The organism is Streptomyces albireticuli, assembly GCF_021228125.1.
Classification (GTDB): domain Bacteria; phylum Actinomycetota; class Actinomycetes; order Streptomycetales; family Streptomycetaceae; genus Streptomyces; species Streptomyces albireticuli.
Genome location: NZ_JAJQQS010000016.1, coordinates 99,432 through 125,004, shown reverse-complemented (window position 1 = coordinate 125,004; position 25,573 = coordinate 99,432). Strand labels below are relative to the sequence as shown.

The 25,573-nt window shown below is 73.8% G+C and carries 1 protein-coding gene; it reads right to left on the bottom strand.

Going from position 1 to position 25,573, the window contains the following annotated elements:
* Window positions 1-6: 6 nt before the first annotated feature.
* Window positions 7-25,458, bottom strand: a complete 25,452-nt coding sequence (locus LUZ64_RS26195; protein ID WP_095581682.1) for a type I polyketide synthase — start codon at window positions 25,456-25,458, stop codon at window positions 7-9.
* Window positions 25,459-25,573: the final 115 nt, after the last annotated feature.

Here is a 25,573-nt window from a genome sequence, read left to right as displayed (position 1 = left end):
GATCGGTCAGGACAGTCCGAGCTCGTTGTCGAGGAGGTCGAAGACCTCGTCGTCGGAGGCGGAGTCGAAGTCGAAGTCCTCGTCGTCCGAGGCGGCTTCACGATCGGCTCCCGCGCCGGCGTCCCGCAGGGCGCCCCACTTCGCCATGAGCACCTCCAGGCGGCCCGCTATCTGCTCGTGGGCCTCCTCCGTGACGTCGAGTCCACCGAACGCCTTCTCCAGCCTGTCGAGCTCGCTCAGGAGCGCTTCCGGGCCGGAGGCCGACTCGGGTGCGATCCGGGTGAGGAGATGGTCGACGAGCTCCGCCGGCGTCGGGTAGTCGAAGAGGAGCGTCGCCGGAAGCCGGACCTCGGCGAGGGTGCTCAGCCGGTTGCGGAGCTCGATCGCCGTCAGGGAGTCGAACCCGAGGTCCTGGAAGGCCTGGTCCGGGCCGATCTCCGCGGCTCCGTCATGGCCCAGTACGGCCGCGATCTGGCCGCGTACGGTCTCCAGCACGGCCTCGCGCGCCTCGGCCGGGGACAGTCCGGTCAGCCGCTGTACGAGGCCGGACGCCGCGGCCGTACCGGACGCGGTCGTGCGCCGGGTACGGGTACGGATCAGACCGCGCAGCAGCGGCAGGGGCTCTCCCTGAGCGCGCAGGGCCGCGAGGTCCAGGCGGACGGGGAGCAGCATCGGCTCGGCGGTGGCCATGGCGGTGTCGAAGAGGGTGACGCCCTCCTCCGCCGACAGTTCGGGCATGCCCGAACGGGCGATCCGCTGGAGGTCGGCGTTCGTGAGCGTGCCGGTCATGCCGCCGTCCTGGGCCCAGGGGCCCCACGCCAGGGACACGGCGGGAAGGCCCGCGGCCCGGCGGCGGTGGGCCAGGGCGTCCAGGAAGGCGTTGCCGGCCGCGTAGTTGGCCTGGCCCGCGCTGCCGAACGTACCGGCCACGGAGGAGAAGACCACGAACGCGTCCAGATCCAGATCCTTGGTCGCCTCGTGGAGGTTCCACGCCGCGTCGACCTTCGGCCGCAGAACGGCCGACAGGCGATCCGCCGTCAGCGAGCCCACCACACCGTCGTCGAGAACACCGGCGGTGTGCACGACCGCGGTGACGGAGTGCCGCACCACCAGATCCGCCACAGCGGCCCCGTCGGTCACATCGCACGCCTCGACGACAGCGTTCGCGCCCTGTTCCGCCAGCTCGGCGACGAGCTGCTCGGCGCCGTCGGCGGCCGGGCCGCGGCGGCTGACCAGGAGCAGGCTCCGTACCCCGTGCACCGCCACCAGGTGGCGAGCGAGGGTCCGGCCCAGACCACCCGTACCACCGGTGATCAGGACCGTGCCGGAGGCGTCCCACGTGACATCGGCGTCGCCCCGTGTCTCCACTCGGGCGAGACGGGCCGCGAGGGCCTGGCCGTCACGGAGCAGCAGTCGCGGCTCGTCGGAAGCGAGGGCCTGGGCAAGCGCCGTCACCTCGGCCTCGCCGTCGCTGTCCAGGTCCACCAGACCGAAGCGGCCGGGGTTCTCCGACTGCGCGGAGCGGATCAGCCCTTGGACCGCGGCGCCGGCGAGGTTCTCGCCCGAGGTCGCGCCCCGGGTCACGAACACCAGGCGCGACTCCGCGAACCGCTCGTCCGCCAGCCACGACCGCACCAGCTCCAGCGCCCGGGCGGTCGCCGTGTGCACGGCCTCCACGGTGTCGCCGGCATCGAGGCTCTGCGCGACCAGGACGACCTCGGGGACGTCCGCCCCGGTCAAGGCGTCCAGATCCGGGTGGACCGGCAGGGAGAGTCCGTTCAGGAGGCCCTCCGGGTCCTTGCCGAGCAGGGCGAGCGACCCGAGGGGCTCACCGGTGGGCTCGACACAGGCCCAGTCGAGCGTGAAGAGGGAGTCCCGGTCACCGGCCCGCAACTGATCGGCGGAGATCGGACGCACGACGAGCGAATCCACGGAGGCGACGGGCGCGCCCGCCGGATCGGCCATCGCGATGGACACACCGCCCTCGGCGAGGCTCAGGCGCACCCGGACCTGCGAGGCACCGGAGGCATGGAGCGACACGCCGGTCCACGAGAACGGGACGGAGCCCGCGCCGTCTCCCCCGGCCGCCATCGAGGCGTGCAACGCGGCGTCGAAGAGAGCGGGGTGCAGACCGTAGGCGGCACCGTCCGTCCCTTCGGGGAGCCGGACCTCGGCGAACACGTCGTCGCCGAGCTTCCAGGCCGCTCGGAGGCCCTGGAACACCGGGCCGTACGCGAATCCGGCGTCCGCGAACCGCTCGTAGCAGCCCGCCACATCGACGGACTCGGCGCCCGTCGGGGGCCATACCGTGGTGTCGAACGCCACCGGCTCGGCACCTCCGGTCAGGGCACCGCTCGCGTGCAGCGTCCACGGTTCCTCGCCCTCACGCGAGTGCACCGCCACGGCCCGGCGACCCGAATCATCGGGCTCACCGACCCACACCTGCACCTGCACACCGCCGCCGGAAGCCGGCAGCACCAGCGGCGCGGCGAGCGTCAGCTCCTCCAGAACATCGCAACCGACCTCGTCGGCCGCACGCAGGGCGAGCTCCACCAGTGCCGTACCCGGCACCAGCACCGAACCCATCACCACATGATCCGCGAGCCACGGATGCGACGACATCGAGAGGCGGCCGGTGAACAGCAGGCCGCCGGATCCCGCCAGCTCCACGGCGGCGCCCAGCAGCGGGTGCTCCGCCGAGCCCAGACCCGCGAACCGCACGTCACCCGCGCGCGCCACCCCGCCCGAGGGCCAGAACCGCTCGTGCTGGAACGCGTACGTCGGCAGGTCGACCTGCCGGGCACCCGTACCGGCGAACATCGCCGACCAGTCCACCCGGGCGCCCTGGACATACAGCTCGGCCAAGGCACCGAATACCGCTGCCTCCTCGTCCCGGTTCTTGCGCAGGAGGGGAACGGGAGCAGTCGCTTCAGGCAGGGATTCCCGGGCCATGGCCGACAGGACGCCGTCCGGGCCGAGCTCCAGGAACCGCGTCGCGCCTTCCGCGCTCAGGGCCCGAACCCCGTCCGCGAAGCGCACCGCTTCCCGGACGTGGCGCACCCAGTAGTCGGCGGACGCCAGCTGTCCGGACTCGGCGAGCCGACCGGTCAGGTTGGAGACCACGGGGATCCTCGGCTCGCCGAACGACAGCCCGGCCACGACCTCCCGGAACCCGTCCAGCATCGGCTCCATCAGCGGCGAGTGGAAGGCGTGCGAGACCCGCAGGCGGCTGGTCTTCCTGCCTTCGTCCTCGAAGTGCGCCGCGACGGCGAGTACGGCCTCTTCGGCACCGGAGACCACGACCGACGACGGACCGTTGACCGCCGCGAGCGACACGCCCTCCGTCAGCAGCGGAAGCACCTCGGCTTCCTCCGCCTGGACGGCGACCATCGCGCCGCCGACCGGCAGGGCCTGCATCAGCCGGCCGCGTGCCGCGACGAGCGCACACGCGTCGGCCAGGGAGAAGACGCCCGCGACATGCGCGGCGGCGATCTCACCGACCGAGTGACCGGCCACGAACTCCGGCCGCACACCCCACGATTCGACCAACCGGAACAACGCCACCTCGACCGCGAACAACGCCGTCTGCGCGTACGCCGTCTGGTTCAGCAGCTCCGCGTCCTCACCCCACACCACATCCCGCAGCGGGCGGTCCAGGTGCTCGTCCAGCCCCGCGCACACCGCGTCGAAAGCCTCCGCGAAGACGGGGAACCGGGCGTACAACTCGCGGCCCATTCCCAGCCGCTGCGAACCCTGACCCGAGAACAGGAACGCCGATTTCCCGGCACTCACCGCCCCCGCGACCGCGCCCGGTCCGCTCTCGCCGACCGCGACGGCCGACAGAGCGCGCAACATGTCAGAACGCTCCACGCCCCACACCACCGCGCGGTGGGCGAAGCTCGACCGGCCGGTCACCAACGAGTAGGCCAGATCCGCGGCCCGCGACCCGGGGTCGGCGTCGAGGTGGGACAACAGTCGTGCCGCCTGGGCCCGCAGCGCGGCGGCGGACTTGCCGGACACCACGAACGGCACCATCCCGTCCGTGTCCGCCGTCGGTTCGCCCTCCTCGGCCGGAGCCGGCTGTTCCAGGATCACGTGCGCGTTCGTACCGCTGATCCCGAAGGAGGAGACACCGGCGCGTCGCGGTCCGGCGCCCTCCGGCCAGGCCGTCGGCTCGGTGAGGAGCTCCACGGCCCCGGCGGTCCAGTCGACGTGCGACGACGGCGCGTCCACGTGCAGGGTGCGCGGCAGCTCGCCGTGGCGCATCGCCATCACCATCTTGATCACACCCGCGACACCCGCCGCGGCCTGCGCGTGACCGATGTTCGACTTCACCGAGCCCAGCAACAGCGGACGGTCATCGGGCCGGTCCTGGCCGTAAGTGGCCAACAGCGCCTGGGCCTCGATCGGGTCACCCAGCGTGGTGCCCGTGCCGTGCGCCTCCACCGCGTCCACGTCCGCCGCGGACAGCCCGGCACTCGCCAGCGCCTGACGGATCACCCGCTGCTGCGACGGCCCGTTAGGGGCGGTCAGACCGTTGGACGCGCCGTCCTGGTTCACGGCGCTGCCGCGCACGGTCGCCAGGATCCGGTGTCCGTTCCGGCGCGCGTCCGACAGACGTTCCAGGACGAGCATGCCGACGCCCTCGCCCCAGCCGACACCGTCGGCGCCGTCGGCGAACGCCTTGCACCGACCGTCCGGGGAGAGACCGCGCTGGCGGGAGAACTCCACGAACGTCGTCGGCGTCGACATCACCGTCACACCGCCCGCCAGGGCCAGTGAGCTCTCACCCGACCTCAGCGACTGCGCGGCCAGGTGCAGCGCCACCAGCGACGACGAGCACGCCGTGTCGACCGTGACCGCCGGGCCCTCGAAGCCGAAGGTGTACGACACCCGGCCCGAGGCCACACTGCCCGCGCTGCCACTGCCCTGGTGACCCTCGAACTCAGGTCCGGATACGAGGTTGGCGTAGTCGTTGTACATCACGCCCGCGAAGACACCCGTCTGGCTCCCACGGAGTGCGGCCGGGTCGATGCCGGCGCGTTCGAGCGCCTCCCAGGTCGTCTCCAGGAGCAGTCGCTGCTGCGAGTCCGTCGCCAGCGCCTCCCGTGGGCTCATCCCGAAGAACGAGGGGTCGAACTCCGCCGCCTCCTTGAGGAATCCGCCCGAGCGGGTGTAGCTCGTCCCCGTGTGCTCGGGGTCGGGGTTGTAGAGCGCCTCCACGTCCCAGCCGCGGTCGGCCGGGAAGCCGGAGACGGCGTCCACACCGTCCGACACCAGCCGCCACAAGTCCTCCGGGGAGGTGACTCCGCCGGGGAATCGGCAGCTCATCCCTACGATCACCACGGGATCGTCCGTGACGACGGCCGGTACCCGGACCGGCGACGACACCACGGGATCCGCGCCGAACAGCTCGTCCAGCAGCAGGCCCACCAGGGCGTCCGCCGTCGGGTAGTCGAACACGGCCGTGGCCGGGAGACGCAGGCCGGTCACGTCGTTGATCCGGTTGCGCAGTTCGACGGCCGTCAGGGAATCGAAGCCGAGGTCCTGGAACGCCCGGGTCGGGTCGATCTCAGCGGATCCGGCGTGTCCGAGGACCGTCGCGATTTTCCCGCGCACGACGTCCAGCAGCACCTCACGCCTGTCCGCCGTGGACAGTCCGGTCAAGCGCTGCACGAGGCCGGACGCGACAGCCGAACCGGACGCCGACGTGCGCCGGGTACGGGTACGGATCAGACCGCGCAGCAGCGGCAGGGGCTCGCCCTGGGCGCGCAGGGCCGCGAGGTCCAGACGCACCGGGAGCACCATGGGCTCGGTGGCGGCGAGGGCGGCGTCGAAGAGTGCCGCGCCTTCCTCTGCCGACAGCGGCGGCATCCCGGAACGGGCCATGCGCTGGATGTCGGCGTCCGACAGGGTGCCGGTCATGCCGCCGTCCTGGGCCCAGGGGCCCCACGCCAGCGACACGGCGGGAAGGCCCGCGGCCCGGCGGTGGTGGGCCAGGGCGTCCAGGAAGGCGTTGCCGGCCGCGTAGTTGGCCTGGCCCGCGCTGCCGAACGTACCGGCCACGGAGGAGAAGACCACGAACGCGTCCAGATCCAGATCCTTGGTCGCCTCGTGGAGGTTCCACGCCGCGTCGACCTTCGGCCGCATGACGGCCGCCAGCCGCTCCGGGGTGAGGGAGCCCACCACACCGTCGTCGAGAACACCGGCGGTGTGCACGACCGCGGTGACGGAGTGCCGACCCACCAGATCCGCCACAGCGGCCCGGTCCGTCACATCGCACGCCTCGACAGTGGCGGTCGCGCCACCCAGCGCGAGTTCGGCGACGAGCTCTCCCGCGCCCTCGGCGGCAAGGCCCCTGCGGCTGACCAGGACCAGGTTCCGTACCCCGTGCTCCGCCACCAGATGACGGGCCATCACCTGCCCCAGACCGCCCGTACCGCCGGTGATCAGGACCGTGCCGGAGGCGTCCCACGTGACATCGGCGTTGCCCCGTGTCTCCACTCGGGCGAGACGGGCCGCCAGCACCTGTCCGTCACGGACCAGGAGCTGAGGCTCGTCGGAGGTGAGCGCCAGCGGCAGCACCGACGCGTCGGCGTCACCGTCCAGGTCCACCAGGCCGAAGCGGCCCGGGCTCTCCGACTGCGCGGAACGGACCAGGCCCTGGACCGCGGCACCGGCGAGGTCCTCGCCGGACGTCGCGCCCCGGGTCACGAACACCAGGCGCGACTCCGCGAACCGCTCGTCCGCCGGCCACGACCGCACCAGCTCCAGCGCCCGGGCGGTCGCCGCGTGCACGGCCTCCACTGTGTCGCCGGATCCGGCGGACGTCGCGACGAGCACGGCGTCGGGTGCGCCGGTCCCGGCGAGGGCGTCCAGGTCCGCGTGGGCCTGGAGCGGGAGACCCTTCAAGAGGCCCTCGGTGTCCTCGCCGAGCACGGCGAGCGATCCGAGGGGCTCACCGGCGAGCTGGACTCCGGCCCAGTCGAGCGTGAAGAGGGAGTCCCGGTCGCCGGTCCGCAGCTGGTCCGCGGAGATCGGACGCACGACGAGCGACTCGACCGAGGCGACGGGCGCGCCCGCCGGGTCCACGATCACGAGCGACGCTCCGCCGTCGACCTCACGGATACGGACGCGGATGTGCGAGGCACCGGAGGCGTGCAGCGACACACCGGTCCACGAGAACGGGACGGCGCCTTCGACCTCTCCCCCGGCGACCATCGACGCGTGCAACGCGGCGTCGAAGAGGGCCGGGTGCAGACCATAGGCCGCACCGTCCGTGCCCTCGGGGAGCCGGACGTCCGCGAACACGTCGTCGCCGAGCTTCCAGGCGGCCTGGAGACCCTGGAAGGCAGGGCCGTACAGGAACCCGGACTCCGCGAACCGCTCGTAGCAGCCCGCCGCATCGACCGGCTCAGCACCCGCAGGAGGCCACACCGACGTATCGAACACCGGTGCCTCGGCCCCGGTGGTCACCGAGCCGCCGGCGTGCAGCGTCCACGGCTCCTCGCCCTCACGCGAATGCACCGCCACGGCCCGGCTACCCGAATCATCGGGCTCACCGACCCACACCTGCACCTGCACACCACCACCGGAAGCCGGCAGCACCAGCGGCGCGGCAAGCGTCAGCTCCTCCAGAACATCGCAACCGACCTCGTCGGCCGCACGCAGGGCCAACTCCACCAGCGCCGTACCCGGCACCAGCACCGAACCCATCACCACATGATCCGCAAGCCACGCGTGCGACGACATCGACAACCGGCCCGTGAACAACAGACCACCCGAGCCCGCCAGCTCCACCGCCGCACCCAGCAGAGGATGCTCCGCCGAACCCAGACCCGCCGACCGCACGTCGCCGGATCGGGCTCCGGCCGTCGCGGGCCAGAATCGTGTGCGCTGGAAGGCGTATGTCGGCAGGTCGACCCGCCGGGCGCCGGTACCGGCGAACACGGCGTCCCAGTCGACCGGCACGCCCTGGACGTGCAGTCGTGCCAGGGCCGTGAGCAGCGCCGGTTCCTCGGCGCGGTCCTTGCGCAGGGCCGGGGCGAAGACGGCCTCGTCCGGCGCGGATTCCGCGGCGAGCGCGGAGAGGGCGCCGTCGGGGCCGAGCTCCAGGAACTCGGTCACGCCCTGGGCCGCCAGCGCGCGCACGCCGTCGGCGAACCGTACGGCCTCGCGGACGTGGCGGACCCAGTACTCCGCCGAGCCCAGTTGCTCCGCGGTGGCCGGCTCGCCGGTGACGTTCGAGATGAGCGGGATGCCCGGCACGCCGTATGTCACACGCTCGGCGACCTGCCGGAACTCGTCCAGCATCGGTTCCATCAGCGGCGAGTGGAAGGCGTGCGAGACCCGCAGCCTGCTGGTCCTGCGCCCCTCGTCGGCGAAGTGGGAACGGATCGCCTCCACGGCCTCCTCGGCCCCCGAGACGACCACCGACGACGGACCGTTGACCGCCGCGAGCGACACGCCCTCCGTCAGCAGCGGAAGCACCTCGTCCTCCGCCACCCCGATCGCCGCCATCGCGCCGCCCGAGGGCAGGGCCTGCATGAGCCGGCCGCGTGCCGCCACCAGCGCGCAGGCGTCCGGCAGGGAGAAGACGCCCGCGACGTGCGCGGCGGCGATCTCACCGACCGAGTGCCCCATGAGGTGGTCGGGGCGCACGCCCCACGCCTCCATGAGCCGGAACAGCGCCATCTCGACGGCGAACAGCGCCGTCTGGGCGTACGCCGTCTGGTTCAGCAGCTCCGCGTCCTCACCCCACACCACCTCGCGCAGCGGGCGGTCCAGGTGCTCGTCCAGCCCGGCACACACCGCGTCGAAGGCCTCCGCGAAGACGGGGAACCGGGCGTACAGCTCCCGGCCCATCCCCAGCCGCTGCGAACCCTGACCGGAGAACAGGAAGGCGCGCTTGCCCGCGCGGATCTCGCCTTCCGCCGCGATGTCCGCCTCGCTCCGGCCCTCGGCCAGGGCGGACAGCGAACGCAGCAGGGCGTCCCGGTCCGCGGCCAGCACCACCGCGCGGTGGTGGAAGCCCGAACGGCCGGTCGCGAGGGAGTACGCGACGTCCGTGAGCCGCTGTCCGGGCTCGCGGTCGAGGTGGGACAGCATACGGGCCGCCTGGGCCCGCAGCGCGGGCGCGGACTTGCCGGACACCACGAACGGGACGAGGCTCTCCGTGTCCGACGGCTCCTCCCCGGGCCCGGTCGGCTCCGGCTCGGGCTGTTCCAGGATCACGTGCGCGTTCGTACCGCTGATCCCGAACGAGGACACGCCCGCGCGCCGCGGCCGGTCCGCCTCGGGCCAGGTGGCCGGCTCGGTCAGCAGCTCCACCGCCCCGGCGGTCCAGTCGACGTGGCTCGACGGCACGTCCACGTGCAGGGTGCGCGGCAGCTCGCCGTGGCGCATCGCCATCACCATCTTGATCACACCCGCGACGCCCGCCGCGGCCTGCGCGTGACCGATGTTCGACTTCACCGTGCCGAGCAGCAGCGGACGGTCCTCCGGCCGGTGTTGTCCGTAGGTGGCGAGCAGTGCCTGGGCCTCGATGGGGTCGCCCAGGGTCGTACCGGTGCCGTGGGCCTCGACGACGTCGACGTCCGCGGCGGACAGGCCGCCGCTGGCCAGCGCCTGACGGATCACCCGCTGCTGGGACGGCCCGTTGGGGGCGGTCAGGCCGTTGGAGGCGCCGTCCTGGTTCACGGCGCTGCCGCGAACGGTCGCCAGGATCCGGTGCCCGTTTCGGCGGGCGTCCGAGAGCCGCTCCAGCACCAGGATGCCGGCGCCTTCGGACCAGCCCACGCCGTCGGCTCCGTCGGCGAACGCCTTGCAGCGCCCGTCCGGGGAGAGTCCGTTCTGGCGGGAGAACTCCACGAAGGTCAGCGGGGTCGACATCACCGTCACACCGCCCGCGAGCGCGAGCGAGCACTCGCCGGACCGCAGCGACTGCGCGGCCAGGTGCAGCGCCACCAGCGACGACGAGCACGCCGTGTCGACCGTGACCGCCGGGCCCTCGAAGCCGAAGGTGTACGACACCCGGCCCGAGGCGATGCTGCCCGCGCTGCCGCTGCCCTGGTACCCCTCGAACTCGCGTCCGGCGAGGAGCTGGGAGTAGTCGTGGTACATGACGCCGGCGAAGACGCCGGTGCGGCTGCCGCGCAGCGCGGCCGGGTCCATCCCGGCGCGCTCGAGGGCCTCCCAGGTGGTCTCCAGCAGCAGCCGCTGCTGGGCGTCGGTGGTCAGGGCCTCACGGGGGCTCATCCCGAAGAACTCGGGGTCGAACTCCCCCGCGTCGTAGAGGAATCCGCCGGACCGGGTGGCGATGGCGCCCTCGCGCTCCGGGTCGTAGGTGTCCTCGATGTCCCAGCCTCGGTCGGTCGGGAAGCCGGAGACGGCGTCCACGCCGTCCGACACCAGCCGCCAGAGGTCCTCGGGCGAGGCCACGCCGCCGGGGTAGCGGCAGCTCATGCCGACGATGACGACCGGGTCGTCCGTCAGGGGCGGCAGGGCGGGCACGGGGAGGAGTTCCTCGGTGTCCGCGCCGAACAGCTCGGCGAGGAGGTGGTCCGCCAGGGCGTCGGCCGTCGGGTAGTCGAACACGGCCGTCGCCGAGAGCCGCAGGCCGGTGGCCTTGCCCAGCTTGTTGCGGAGTTCGATCGCCGTCAGGGAGTCGAAGCCGAGCTCTTGGAAGGCCCTCGACGCGTCGACCGTCTCCGGGCGGGCGTGGCCCAGGACCGCCGCGATCCGGTCGCGTACCAGGTCCAGGAGCACCGCGCGCCGTTCGCCCTCGGCCAGTCCGGCCAGGCGCTGCACGAGGCCGGACGCCGTGGCCGAGCCGGACGCGGTCGTGCGCCGGGTGCGGGTACGGATCAGGCCGCGCAGCAGCGGCTGGGGCTCACCTTGGGCCCGGAGGGCCGTGAGGTCCAGGCGGACGGGGAGGAGCATCGGTTCCGCGGCCGCCAGAGCGGCGTCGAAGAGTGCCACGCCTTCCTCGGCCGACAGCGGCGGCATCCCGGAACGGGCGATGCGCTGGATGTCGGCGTCCGTGAGCGTGCCGGTCATGCCGCCGTCCTGGGACCACGGGCCCCACGCCAGCGACACGGCCGGGAGCCCATGGGCACGGCGGTAGCGGGCCAGCGCGTCCAGGAAGGTGTTACCGGCCGCGTAGTTGGCCTGGCCCGCGCCGCCGAACGTACCCGCGACGGAGGAGAAGACGACGAAGGCGTCGAGTTGCAGGTCCTTGGTCGCCTCGTGGAGGTTCCACGCGGCGTCGACCTTCGGCCGCATGACGGCCGCCAGCCGCTCCGCCGTGAGCGAGCCCACCACACCGTCGTCGAGGACACCGGCGGTGTGCACGACGGCGGTGACGGAGTGCCGACCCACCAGGTCCGCCACAGCGGCCCGGTCCGTCACGTCGCACGCCTCGACCTTCACGTCGGCGCCGTGTTCCGCCAGCTCAGCGACGAGCCGCTCGGCGCCGTCGGCGGCCGGGCCGCGGCGGCTGACCAGGAGCAGGCTCCGGGCGCCGCGCTCGGCCACCAGGTGACGGGCCATCACACTGCCGAGTCCGCCCGTACCGCCGGTGATCAGGACCGTGCCGGAGGTGTCCCAGGCGACGTCCGCGGTGTCCCGCGTCGCCGCCCGGGCGAGACGGGCCGCCAGCACCTGTCCGTCACGGAGCAGAAGCTGAGGCTCGTCCGTGGCGAGCGCCTGCGGCAGCAGCGCCGCATCGGCGTCGTCACCCAGGTCCACCAGACCGAACCGGCCCGGGCTCTCCGACTGCGCCGACCGCACCAGGCCCCATACGGCGGCACCCGCGAGATCGTCACCGGAGACCGCGCCATGGCTCACGAACACCAGGCGCGAGTCCGCGAACCGCTCGTCCGCCAGCCACGACCGCACCAGCTCCAGCGCCCGGGCGGTCGCCGCGTGCACGGCCTCCACGGCGTCGGCGGAACCGGCGTCCTGGGCGACCAGGACGACCTCGGGAACCTCGCCCTCGGTCAGGGACCCCAGGTCCGTGTACGTCCGGAAGGGTTCTCCGTCGGAGCCGGTCCCGAGCGCGATACGCGCGTCCGTGAGCGGCACGGGTGCCCAGTCGAGGGTGAAGAGGGAGTCCCGGTCACCGGTCCGCAGCTGATCGGCGGAGACCGGCCGCAGGGTCAGCGAGTCCACCGAGGCGACCGGCGCTCCGGCCGCGTCCGCCATCGCGATCGACATGCCGCTCTCGACGCGGCGGACGCGGACGCGGAGCTCCGAGGCTCCGGCGGCGTGCAGGGACACTCCGGCCCACGAGAACGGGACGCCGCCCGCGTCGTCTCCCCCGCCGAACGCCGACGCGTGGAGCGCGGCGTCGAAGAGGGCGGGGTGCAGACCATAAGCGGCGGCGTCCGTCCCCTCGGGGAGCCGGACCTCGGCGAACACGTCGTCACCCAGCTTCCAGGCCGCCTGGAGGCCCTGGAACGCCGGCCCGTACAGGAATCCGGCGTCCGCGAACCGCTCGTAGCAGCCCGTCACGTCGACGGACTCGGCACCGGCGGGCGGCCATACCGACGTGTCGAACGGCAGGGTTCCGGCTCCGGTGGTCACCGAGCCGCCGGCGTGCAGGGTCCACGGTTCGTCGCCCTCACGCGAGTGCACCGCCACCGAACGGCGACCCGAATCATCGGGCTCACCGACCCACACCTGCACCTGCACACCACCACCGGAAGCCGGCAGCACCAGCGGCGCGGCGAGCGTCAGCTCCTCCAATACGTCACAGCCGACCTCGTCGGCAGCGCGCAGAGCGAGCTCCACCAGCGCCGTACCCGGCACCAGCACCGAACCCATCACCACATGATCCGCGAGCCACGGATGCGACGACATCGAGAGGCGGCCCGTGAACAGCAGGCCGCCGGATCCCGCCAGCTCCACGGCGGCGCCCAGCAGCGGATGCTCCGCCGAACCCAGACCCGCGAACCGCACGTCACCCGCGCGCGCCACCCCGCCCGAGGGCCAGAACCGCTCGTGCTGGAACGCGTACGTCGGCAGGTCGACCTGCCGGGCACCCGTACCGGCGAACATCGCCGACCAGTCCACCCGGGCGCCCTGGACGTACAGCTCGGCCAGGGCTTCCACGGCCGTCGTGTCCTCGGGCCGGTCCTTGCGCAGGACAGGGGTGAGCACGGCGTCCTCGGACACCGACTCGCGGGCCATGGCCGACAGGACGCCGTCCGGGCCGAGCTCCAGGAACCGCGTCACGCCTTCGGTCCGCAAGGTGCCCATACCGTCCGCGAAGCGCACCGCTTCCCGGACGTGGCGCACCCAGTAGTCCGCGGAGGCCAGTTGTCCGGGCTCGGCGAGCCGGCCCGTGAGGTTGGAGACCACCGGGACCTTCGGCTCGCCGAACGACAGCCGGGCCACGACCTCCCGGAACCCGTCCAGCATCGGTTCCATCAGCGGCGAGTGGAAGGCGTGCGAGACCCGCAGCCTGCTGGTCCTGCGCCCATCGTCGGCGAAGTGGGAACGGATCGCCTCCACGGCCTCCTCGGCCCCCGAGACGACCACCGACGACGGACCGTTGACGGCAGCGATCGACACGCCCTCCGTCAGCAGCGGCAGCACCTCGGCTTCCTCCGCCTGGACGGCGACCATGGCGCCACCGGCGGGCAGAGCCTGCATGAGGCGGCCGCGTGCCGCCACCAGCGCACACGCGTCCGGCAGGGAGAACACCCCGGCGACATGCGCGGCGGCGATCTCACCGACCGAGTGCCCGGCCACGAACTCCGGCCGCACACCCCACGATTCGACCAGCCGAAACAGCGCCACCTCGACCGCGAACAGCGCCGTCTGCGCGTAAGCGGTCTGGTTCAGCAGCTCCGCGTCCTCACCCCACACCACATCCCGCAGCGGGCGGTCCAGGTGCTCGTCCAGCCCGGCGCACACCGCGTCGAAAGCCTCGGCGAAGACGGGGAACCGGGCGTACAGCTCCCGGCCCGTCCCCAGGCGCTGCGAACCCTGGCCCGGGAACAGGAACGCCGTCTTCCCGGCGGTCACCGTGCCCGCGACCGCGCCCGGTCCGGTCTCGCCGACCGCGACGGCCGACAGGGCCCGCACCAGGTCGCACCGTTCCACGCCCCACACCACCGCGCGGTGGGCGAAGCTCGACCGGCCCACGGCCAGGGAGTGGCCGAGGTCCCGCGCGGGCAGCTCGTCGTGACCGGCCACGTAGGACAGCAGGCGTGCCGCCTGGCCGCGCAGTGCCGCCTCGGTCCTGCCCGAGAGCACCAGGGGCAGGACGGCGGTGTCGGGCGCGGACGCCGTCTCCTCCGCCTCGGCGGGCTCCGGCTGTTCCAGGATGACGTGCGCGTTCGTACCGCTGACGCCGAAGGAGGAGACGCCCGCGCGGCGGCGCTCGGAGGCCGGCCACTCGGCCGGTTCGGTGAGGAGCTCCACGGCCCCGGCCGACCAGTCCACGTGCGACGACGGCGCGTCGACGTGCAAGGTCTTCGGCAGGACGCCGTGGCGCATCGCCATGACCATCTTGATCACGCCGGCGACGCCCGAGGCGGCCTGCGCGTGGCCGATGTTCGACTTCACCGTGCCCAGCAGCAGCGGACGGTCCTCGGGACGGTCCTGGCCGTAAGTGGCCAGCAACGCCTGGGCCTCGATGGGGTCGCCCAGCGTGGTGCCCGTGCCGTGCGCCTCCACCGCGTCCACGTCCGCCGCGGACAGTCCGGCACTCGCCAGCGCCTGACGGATCACCCGCTGCTGCGACGGCCCGTTGGGCGCGGTCAGACCGTTGGACGCGCCGTCCTGGTTGACCGCGGAGCCGCGCACGACCGCCAGCACCCGGTGCCCGTTGCGGCGCGCGTCCGACAGGCGCTCCAGGACGAGCATGCCGACGCCCTCGCCCCAGCCGACACCGTCGGCCGCGTCCGAGAACGCCTTGCAGCGGCCGTCCGCGGACAGTCCGCGCTGGCGCGAGAACTCCACGAACGTCATCGGCGTCGACATCACCGTCACACCGCCGGCCAGCGCCAGGGAGCATTCGCCGGAGCGCAGCGCCTGGGCCGCCCAGTGCAGGGCGACCAGCGACGAGGAGCACGCGGTGTCGACCGTGACGGCCGGGCCCTCGAAGCCGAAGGTGTACGAGACCCGGCCGGAGGCGATGCTGGCCGCGCTGCCGTTGCCGCGGTAGCCCTCGTACTGGTCGCCGACGAGGATGTCGCTGTAGTCGGTGTACATCACGCCGGCGAAGACGCCGGTCCGGCTGCCGCGCAGGGTCGCCGGGTCGATGCCCGCCCGCTCGATCGCCTCCCAGGTGGATTCCAGCAAGAGCCGCTGCTGCGAGTCCGTGGCCAGTGCTTCCCGGGGGCTCATGCCGAAGAACTCGGGGTCGAAGTCCCCGGCCTCGTGCAGGAATCCGCCGGAGCGGGTGTAGGAGGTACCGAGGGCGTCCGGGTCGGGGTTGTAGAGCGCCTCCACGTCCCAGCCGCGGTCGGCCGGGAAGCCGGAGACGGCGTCCACGCCGTCCGACACCAGGCGCCAGAGGTCCTCGGGCGAGGCCACGCCGCCGGGGTAGCGGCAGCTCATGCCGACGATGACGATCGGGTCGTCGGCGGCCGTCGCCGGTGCCCGCGTCGGGGACGGCGTCTCCGTTTCCGGCTGCCCGCCGAACAGCTCGTCCAGCAGGAAGCCGACGAGCGCGTCCGCCGTCGGGTAGTCGAAGACCGCGGTGGCCGAAAGGCGCAGGCCCGTGGCCTTGTTGACGCGGTTGCGCAGTTCGACGGCCGTCAGGGAGTCGAAGCCGAGTTCCTGGAAGGCCCGGGCCGGGTCGACCGTCAGGGGGTTCGCGTGGCCGAGAACCACGGCGATCTGGGCGCGTACCAGGTCCAGGAGCGTCTCGCGGCGTTCGGCGGCGCCCAGTCCGGAAAGGCGGCCGAGCAGACCGGAGGCGGCGGCCGAGCCGGCGACGGCCGAGCGGCGGGCGCGGGTCCGGATCAGCCCGCGCAGCAGCGTGGGCACATCGTCCTGCTCGCGCAGCGCGGCCAGGTCGAAGCGGACGGGGAGGACGAGCGGGGCGTCGGTGGCCAGTGCGGCGTCGAAGAGCGCCGTGCCCTCGGCGGGGGTGAGCTCGGGCATGCCCTGGCGGGCTATGCGCTGGAGGTCGGCGTCCGACAGGGTGCCGGTCATGCCGCCGTCCTGGGACCAGGGTCCCCACGCCAGCGACACGGCCGGGAGGCCCGCCGCGCGGCGGTGGTGGGCCAGGGCGTCGAGGAAGGTGTTGCCCGCCGCGTAGTTGCCCTGTCCCGCGCTGCCTATGGTGCCCGCGACGGAGGAGAAGACGACGAAGGCGTCGAGTTCCAGGTCCTTGGTGGCCTCGTGGAGGTTCCACGCGGCGTCGACCTTCGGCCGCATGACGGCCGCCAGCCGCTCCGGGGTGAGGGAGCCCACCACACCGTCGTCGAGGATGCCGGCCGTGTGTACGACGGCGGTGATCCCGTGCCGGGTCACCAGGTCCGCCACGGCGGCGCGGTCGGTCACGTCGCACGCTTCGACGGTCGCCTCGGCACCCTGTTCCGCCAGCTCGGCGACGAGCTGTGCGGCGCCTTCGGCGGCCGGGCCGCGGCGGCTGACCAGCACCAGGCTGCCCACTCCGCGCTCCACGAGGTGGCGGGCCATCACCCGGCCGAGGCCACCCGTACCGCCGGTGATAAGGACGGTGCCGGTGGCGTCCCAGGCGGGGGCGTTCCGCGTCCGGGTCTGTGCCCGGGCCAGCCGGGCGGTCATGACCTCGCCGCCGCGTACGAGCAGTTGGGGCTCGTCCGAGGCCAGGGCCCGGGGCAGCACCGTCACATCGGCGTCGCCGTCCAGGTCCACCAGGCCGAAGCGGCCGGGGTTCTCGGACTGCGCCGAGCGGACCAGGCCCCATACGGTGGCGGCGGCGAGGTCGTCGCCGGAGACCGCGCCGCGGGTGACGAACACCAGGCGCGATTCGGCGAGCCGGTCGTCCGCCAGCCACGACCGGATCAGGTCCAGCGCCCGGGCCGCCGTGGCGTGTGCCGACTCCACCACGTCGCCGGAGCCGGGTGTCACCGGGACCAGGACGGTGCCCGGCACCCGGCCGGACCCCGCCAGGGACTCCGCGTCGGCGTGGCTGTCGAACGGTGCGCCGGGGAGGGTGCCGAGCGTGGCCACGGACTCCGCGGTGCCGGCCGGGGGCAGGCGCAGGGGGTTCCACGTCACGTGGAACAGCGCGTCGCGCCCCACGGGGCTCGCGCCGCCGCCCAGTTGGTCGGCGGAGACGGCCCGTACGGTCAGCGTGTCGACCGAGGCGACCGGTCCGCCGTCGGTGTCGGCGACGTCGACGGACACGGCGTCCGCGCCGTGCCGGACGACGCGCACCCGTACCGCCGAGGCGCCGGAGGCGTGGAGCGAGACGCCCTCCCAGGAGAAGGGCACGACGCCCCGGTCCACGCCGTTGAAGGCGCAGACGTGCAGGGCCGCGTCGAGCAGGGCCGGGTGCAGCCCGTACGCGGGCGCGTCGCCCTCGGCGACCTCGGGCAGGGCGACCTCGGCGAACACCTCGTCGCCGCGGCGCCATGCCGCCCGCAGGCCCCGGAAGTGGGGTCCGTAGTCGAATCCTCCGTCGGCGAAGTCCTGGTAGAGGCCGGTCACGTCGATGGGCTCGGCATCGGTGGGCGGCCAGGGTCCGGCCCGGAAGTCGTGGCCGGGTTCGGGTGCCCGCTCCGCCGTCGCGAGGACGCCGGTGGCGTGCTGCGTCCACGGGCGGTCGCCGTCGCCCTCGGGCCGCGAACGGGCGCTGAGGGTGCGGTTGCCGGACTCGTCGGCGGGGCCGACGCGCAGTTGCAGCTGGACGCCGCCGTGCTCGGGGAGGACGAGCGGCGCGGCCAGGGTGAGGTCGTCGATCCGGTCGCAGCCCACCTCGTCGGCGGCGCGGACGGCGAGTTCGACGAACGCGGTGCCGGGCAGCAGTACCGAGCCCATGATGACGTGGTCGGCGAGCCAGGGGTGGGACTGGAGGGACAGACGGGTGGTGAACAGCAGGCCGTCGCTGTCGGACAGTTCCACGGCGGCGCTGAGCAGCGGGTGCCCGGCGGCCTCCAGGCCGGCGGCGCCGATGTCCCCGGGGCCGGTGAGTCCGGGCGTGGGCCAGAACCGCTGGTGCTGGAAGGCGTACGTCGGCAGGTCGACGGTGCGCGCGCCGGTACCGGTGAAGAAGGCCTCCCAGTCGACGACGGCGCCCTGGACGTGCAGGTGCGCGAGGGCGGTGAGGAGCGTCGTCTCCTCCGGGCGGTCCTTGCGCAGGGCGGGCACGGGGGCGGTCTCGTCCGGCAGGGACTCGCGGGCCATGGCCGAGAGCGTGCCGTCGGGCCCCAGCTCCAGGAAGCGTGTCACACCCTCGGCGTGGAGGGAACGGACGCCGTCGGCGAACCGTACGGCTTCACGGACGTGGGTCACCCAGTACTCGGCCGCGCACAGCTGCTCGGCGGTGGCCGGGGCGCCGGTGACGTTCGAGACGACGGTGAGCTCCGGAGTGCCGTAGGCGAGGCCCTCGGCGACGGTGCGGAACTCGTCCAGCATCGGGTCCATCAGGGGCGAGTGGAAGGCGTGCGAGACCCGCAGGCGGCTGGTCTTCCTGCCCTCGCCCTCGAAGTGGGTACGGATCGCCTCGACGGCCGCCTCCGTGCCGGAGACCACGACGGACGACGGGCCGTTGACGGCCGCGATCGTGACGTCGTCGGTCAGGTGGGGGCGGATCTCGTCCTCGGTGGCCGCGATCGCCGTCATGGCGCCGCCGGCGGGCAGGGCCTGCATGAGCCGGCCGCGTGCCGCGACGAGCGCGCAGGCGTCGGCCAGGGAGAAGACGCCCGCGACGTGCGCGGCGGCGATCTCGCCGACAGAGTGACCGGCCACGAACTCCGGCCGCACACCCCACGATTCGACCAACCGGAACAACGCCACCTCGACCGCGAACAGCGCCGTCTGCGCGTACGCGGTCCGGTTCAGCAGCTCCGCGTCCTCACCCCACACCACGTCCCGCAGCGGGCGGTCCAGGTGCTCGTCCAGCCCCGCGCACACCGCGTCGAAAGCCTCCGCGAAGACGGGGAACCGGGCGTACAGCTCCCGGCCCATTCCCAGCCGCTGCGAACCCTGACCGGAGAAGAGGACGGCGTCCTTGCCCGTACGGGCCGCGCCCGTGACGAGGGAGGCGTCGGCGTCGCCCGCGGCCAGGGCGGCCAGGGCGCGTACCGCGGTGTCGTGGTCGCCGGCCTGGACGGCGGCGCGGTGGGGGAAGCGGGTGCGGCCCGTGGCCAGGGTCCAGGCGACGTCCGTGAGCCGCGGTGCGGACTCACCGCCGAGGTGGGACAGCAGGCGCTCGGCCTGGGCGCGCAGGGCCTCCTCGGTCCTGCCGGAGAGCAGCAGCGGGAGCGTGTCCCCGGACTCGGTGGCCGGTGCTTCGGGGGCGTCGGCCGTGGTCCCGGGCTCTTCGGGCCCGGGCTGTTCCAGGATCACGTGCGCGTTGGTGCCGCTGATCCCGAACGCGGAGACGGCCGCCCGCCTGGGGAGGCCCGTGCCGGGCCACTCCGTGCGCTCGGTGAGCAGCTCGACCGTGCCGTCGGTCCAGTCGACGTGCGGGGTGGGCTCGTCGAGGTGCAGGGTGCGGGGCAGCACCCCGTGGCGCATCGCCAGCACCATCTTCATCACCCCCGCCGCGCCCGCGGCGGCCTGGGTGTGTCCGAGGTTGGACTTCACGGCACCCAGCAGGAGGGGGCGCCCCTCGGGCCGGTCCTGTCCGTAGGTGGCGAGGAGGGCCTGGGCCTCGATGGGGTCGCCGAGGGCGGTGCCGGTGCCGTGGGCCTCGACGGCGTCGATGTCGGCCGCGGTGAGGTCGGCGTTGGCCAGGGCCTGGCGGATCACGCGCTGCTGGGACGGGCCGCTGGGGGCGCTGAGGCCGTTCGAGGCGCCGTCCTGGTTGACGGCCGTGCCGCGCACCACCGCGAGGACGCGGTGACCGTTGCGGCGGGCGTCGGAGAGCCGCTCCACGAGCAGCAGGCCGGCGCCTTCGCTCCAGCCGGTGCCGTCGGCGGCGGCCGCGAAGGGCTTGCAGCGGCCGTCGGGTGCCAGTCCGCGCTGCCGGGAGAACTCCACGAAGGCGGACGGCGACGACATCACCGTCACACCGCCGGCGAGGGCGAGCGAGCACTCGCCCGACCGCAGGGACTGGACCGCCATGTGCAGGGCGACCAGCGCCGACGAGCAGGCCGTGTCGACCGTGACGGCCGGGCCCTCGAAGCCGAAGGTATAGGAGACCCGGCCGGAGATCACGCTCATGGCGTTACCGGTGAGGGCGTGGCCGGCGACCTCGTCGCGTGCCGCGTCCAGAACCGTGCGGTAGTCCTGGGCGTTGGTGCCGGCGAAGACGCCGGTGCTGCTGCCCCGCAGGGTCTCCGGGTCGATGCCCGCGTGTTCGAGGGCCTCCCAGGTGGTCTCCAGGAGCAGCCGCTGCTGGGGGTCCATGGCGAGCGCCTCGCGCGGCGAGATGCCGAAGAAGTCCGCGTCGAAGCCCGCCGCGTCGTCGAGGAAGCCGCCGTGGCGCGCGTAGCTCGTGCCCTGGTGGTCGGGGTCCGGGTGGTAGAGCCGGTCGAGGTCCCAGCCCCGGTCGCCGGGGAGCGGGGAGATCGCGTCCGCGCCCTCGGACAGCAGGTGCCAGAGGTCGTCCGGGGTGTTCACGCCGCCGGGGAAGCGGCAGGCCATGCCGACGATGACGACGGGTTCGTCGAGGGCGGCGGCCGAGGGCGCCACGAGCGCGGCGGGCCCGGTGGCGCCCAGGATCTCCTCGCGCAGGTACTCGGCGATCGCGGTGCAGCTGGGGTGGTCGTAGAGCAGTGTGGCGGGCAGTCGGAGGCCCACCGCCGCGGAGACCCGGTTGCGCAGCTCGACCGCCATCAGCGAGTCGAAGCCCATCTCGCGGAAGGCCCGCTGGGTGTCGACGGTGTCCGGGGTGGGGTGTCCGAGGACCTTGGCGGCTTCCTCCCGGACCGTCCGGAGGAGGGCCCGTTCCTGTTCGGCGGGCGGCAGCGTGCCGATGCGGTCGCGCAGCGGGGAGCGCCGCTCGAGCGGGCGGCCGCCGGAATCGAGGGTGCGGCGGACCTCGGGCAGGTCGCCGATGAGGGGGTTGGGGCGGACGGCCGTGAGGGCGGCGGCGTAGGCGGCCCAGTCGATGTCGGCGACGGTCACGGTCGTCAGGTCCTGGGCGATGGCCTGGCGCAGGGCGGCGAGGGCGGGGCCGGCGGCCATGGGGAGCAGTCCGTCGCGGCTCAGCCGGTCGGCGAGGTCGCCGTCCGTGGCCATGCCGTGCTCGGCCCAGGGGCCCCAGGCGACGGAGGTGGCGGGCAGCCCCGCGCCGTGCCGCTGTTCGGCGAGGGCGTCGAGGAAGGCGTTCGCGGCGGCGTAGTTCGCCTGTCCGGCGTTGCCGAGGACGCCGGCGACCGAGGAGTACAGCACGAACATCTCCAGGTCGAGGTCCTGGGTGAGCTCGTGCAGGTTGAGGGCGGCGGTGGCCTTGGGGCGCAGGACGGTCTCGAAGTGTGCGGGGGTGAGCGCGTCGAGGACGCCGTCGTCGAGGACGCCCGCGGCGTGGACGACGCCGGTCAGCGGCAGGTCCTCGGGGATGCCGGCGAGGACGGCGGCCAGGGCGTCCCGGTCCGCGGCGTCGCAGGCGGTGACGGTGACCTTGGCGCCCCGGTCGGCGAGTGCGGCCGCGAGTTCGCGGGCGCCGGGGGCTTCCAGGCCCCGGCGGCCGAGCAGGAGGAGGTGTTCCGCTCCGGCGTCCACCAGCCAGTGCGCGAGCTCCGCGCCCAGCGCGCCGGTGCCGCCGGTGACGAGGACCGTGCCGTGCGCGCTCCATCCGGCGCCGGTGTCGCCGCCGGGCGCGATGCGTGCCAGGCGGCGGGCGAAGGTGCCGGCGGGCCGGATCGCGACCTGGTCCTCGCCCCGGGCGAGAGCGTCGAGGAGACCGGAGACGATCCGGGTGTCCACGTTCCCGGGGAGGTCGACGAGGCCGCCCCAGCTCTGCGGGGCCTCCAGGGCGACCACCCGGCCGAGGCCCCACACCTGGGCCTGAGCGGGGGCGGTGAGCGGGTCGCGCCGGTCGACGGCGACGGCGCCTCGGGTCACGCACCACAGCGGTGCCCGGGTGTCCGCGGTCTCCAGGGCGCGCAGGAGGGCGGTGGTGGCGGTCACGCCGCGCGGTACGGAGGGGAGGTCCGGGTGGGTGCCCTCGTCGAGGGCGAGGAGGGAGAGGACGCCGTCGAAGGGCCCGTCCGGCAGCTCGAAGCCGTCGGTCTCGGGCAGGACGAACGACTCGGTGCGCAGGCCCTGTTCGCGGAGGATGTCGAGGAGCCGGGCGGCCCAGGGGCCGTCGGTGGCCGCGGCGGGCAGGACGACGAGCCAGTTCCCGGTGGCCGTGGCGCCGGTGGAGGTGGTGAGGGGCGTCCAGTGCGCGCGGTAGCTCCAGCCGTCCGCCGTCGCCTGGGTCCTGCGCAGCCTGCGCCAGGCCGAGAGGGTGGGGAGGAGGCTGCCGAGCGAGTCCGCCTCGTTCCCGTCGAGGGCGAGGACGGCCGACAGGCCCTCCAGGTCCCCGCCCTCGACGGCTTCCCAGAATCCGGCTTCGCCCGCTTCGGTGGCGGGGCCCTCGCCGGTCGTGTCGGCCGGGTCCAGCCAGTACCACCGGCGCTGGAAGGGGTAGGTCGGCAGCTCGACGGGGGTGGCGCCGGGCGTGCCGAGGCAGGCGGACCAGTCGACGCGGGCGCCGTGCGCGGAGGCGGTGGCGACGGCTTCGGCGAGGGCCTGCGTCTCGGGGCGGCCGGTGCGCAGGAGGGGGACGGCGACGGGCTCTTCGAGGGCGGCCAGGGAGTCCTGGACCATGGGGGTGAGCACGCCGCGGGGGCCGACCTCCACGAAGCTGGTGACGCCCATGGCCTCCAGGGTGCGTACGGCGGTGTGGAAGCGTACGGCCTCGCGGACCTGCCGGACCCAGTACTCGGGCGAGCGCAGCTGCTCGGCGGTGGCCTGCTCGCCGGTCACCGTGGACACGACGGGGATGCGGGGGGCGTGGAACGTCAGGCTCTCGGCGACGGCCCGGAAGTCCTCCAGCATGCCGTCCATGCGCGGGGAGTGGAAGGCGTGGCTCACCCGCAGCCGCTTGGTGCGGCGGCCCCGCTCCTCCCACTGGGCGGCGATGAGGGCGACGGTCTCCTCGTCGCCCGAGACGACCGTGGAGTCGGGCCCGTTGACCGCGGCGAGGGAGGCGCTGTCCTCGTGGCCGGCGAGGGAGGCGAGGGCCTCCTCCTCGGTGGCCTGGATCGCGACCATGGCGCCGCCCTCGGGCAGCGCCTGCATGAGGGTGCCGCGCGCGGCGACCAGCCGGGCGGCGTCCTCGAGGGAGAGGACGCCCGCCACGTGGGCGGCGGTGAGCTCGCCGATGGAGTGGCCGGCGACGAACTGCGGTGCCATGCCCCAGGACTCGACGAGCCGGAACAGGGCCGTCTCCAGGGCGAAGAGCGCGGCCTGGGTGTACGCGGTCCGGTCGAGGAGGGCCGCGTCGGCACTGCCCTCCTCGGCGAGGGCGATGTCCCGGACCGGCCGTTCCAGGTGCGGATCGAGCTCGGCGCACACCGCGTCGAACGCCTTGGCGAACTCGGGGTGGGCCTCGTACAGTTCGCGGCCCGTGCCGGGGCGCTGTGAGCCCTGGCCGGAGAAGAGGAAGGCGAGGGGCGCCTTGGCGGCGACGCCGGTCACCAGGCCGGCGGCGGTGCGGTCCTCGGCGAGGGCGTCCAGGCCGGCGAGGAACGCGTCCCGGTCCTCGGCGACGACGGCGGCGCGGTGCTCCATGAGGGGCCGGGACACCACGAGGGAGTGGGCGACGGCGGCCGGTGCGAGGTCCGGCAGGGCGCGGACGTGGCGGGCGAGCCGCGCCGCCTGGGCCCGCAGGGCCTCGCCGGTGCGCGCGGACAGGACCCAGGGCAGCGCGCCGGGCCGGGCGGCCGGGGCGGGTGCCGGTTCGGTCTCGCGCGGGGGCGCCTGTTCCAGGACGACGTGGGCGTTGGTGCCGCTGATACCGAAGGAGGAGACGGCCGCGCGGCGCGGCCGGTCGGTCTCGGGCCAGGGCTCGGCCGCCGTCAGGAGCCTGGCGTTGCCCTCGTCCCAGTCGACGTGGGGGCTGGGCTCGTCCAGGTGCAGGGTGCCGGGCAGTTCACCGTGCCGCATCGCCATGACCATCTTCATGACGCCGGCGATGCCCGCCGCGGACTGGGTGTGGCCGATGTTGGACTTGAGGGCGCCGATGAGGACGGGCCGGTCGTCGGGGCGCTGCTGCCCGTAGGTGGCGAGGAGGGCCTGTGCCTCGATGGGGTCGCCGAGCGTGGTGCCGGTGCCGTGGGCCTCCACCGCGTCGACGTCGGCGGCGGTGAGGCCGGCGCTCGCCAGCGCCTGGCGGATGACGCGCTGCTGGGACGGGCCGTTGGGCGCGGTGAGGCCGTTGGAGGCGCCGTCCTGGTTGACGGCGGAGCCCTTCAGCACGGCGAGGACGGGGTGGCCGTTGCGCAGCGCGTCGGAGAGCCGCTCGGCCACCACCAGGCCGACGCCCTCGCTCCAGCCGGTGCCGTCGGCGGCCGCCGAGAACGGCTTGCAGCGGCCGTCGGCGGCGAGGCCCCGCTGGCGGGAGAAGTCCACGAACAGCTTCGGGGTGGCCATCACGGTCGCGCCGCCCACGAGGGCGAGGGAGCACTCGCCCCGGCGCAGCGAGTGGGCCGCCAGGTGCAGTGCCACCAGCGAGGAGGAGCAGGCCGTGTCCACGGTCAGGGCGGGGCCCTCGAGACCGAGCGTGTAGGAGATCCGGCCGGAGGCGACGCTGATGAGGTTGCCGGTCAGCAGGTGCCCGCCGACCTCGTCCGTGCGGCGGGCACGGTCGTCGTAGCCGTCGTGGCCGGTGCCGACGAACACTCCGGTGCTGCTGCCCGCGAGGGATTCCGGGTCGATGCCGGCGCGTTCGACGGCCTCCCAGGCGGTCTCCAGGAGGAGCCGCTGCTGGGGGTCCATGGCGAGCGCCTCGCGCGGCGAGATGCCGAAGAACCCGGGGTCGAACTCGCCCACGTCGTGGAGGAATCCGCCCTCACGGGAGTAGGAGGTGCCCGGGTGGTCCGGGTCGGGGTGGTAGAGCCCTTCGAGGTCCCAGCCGCGGTTGCCGGGGAACGAGGAGACCACGTCGACGCCGTCCCGGACCAGCTCCCACAGCTCTTCCGGTGAGCGCACGCCGCCGGGGAAGCGGCAGGCCATGGAGACGATCGCGATGGGCTCGCGCTGCTTCTGCTCGGTCTCGCCCAATTGCTGGCGAGTCTCGTGCAGATCTGCGATCGCGCGCTTGAGGTACTCGCGCAGCTTCTCCTCGTTGGACATCAGGAAGCCAACCCCTCGGTGGAATGCCGGATCTGGGGCACAGAGCGTCGACACTCACGTCTGACCCATTTTCACGGCCATCCTCGTCCAAGGTGGACTGCGGGTTTCCCTAGAG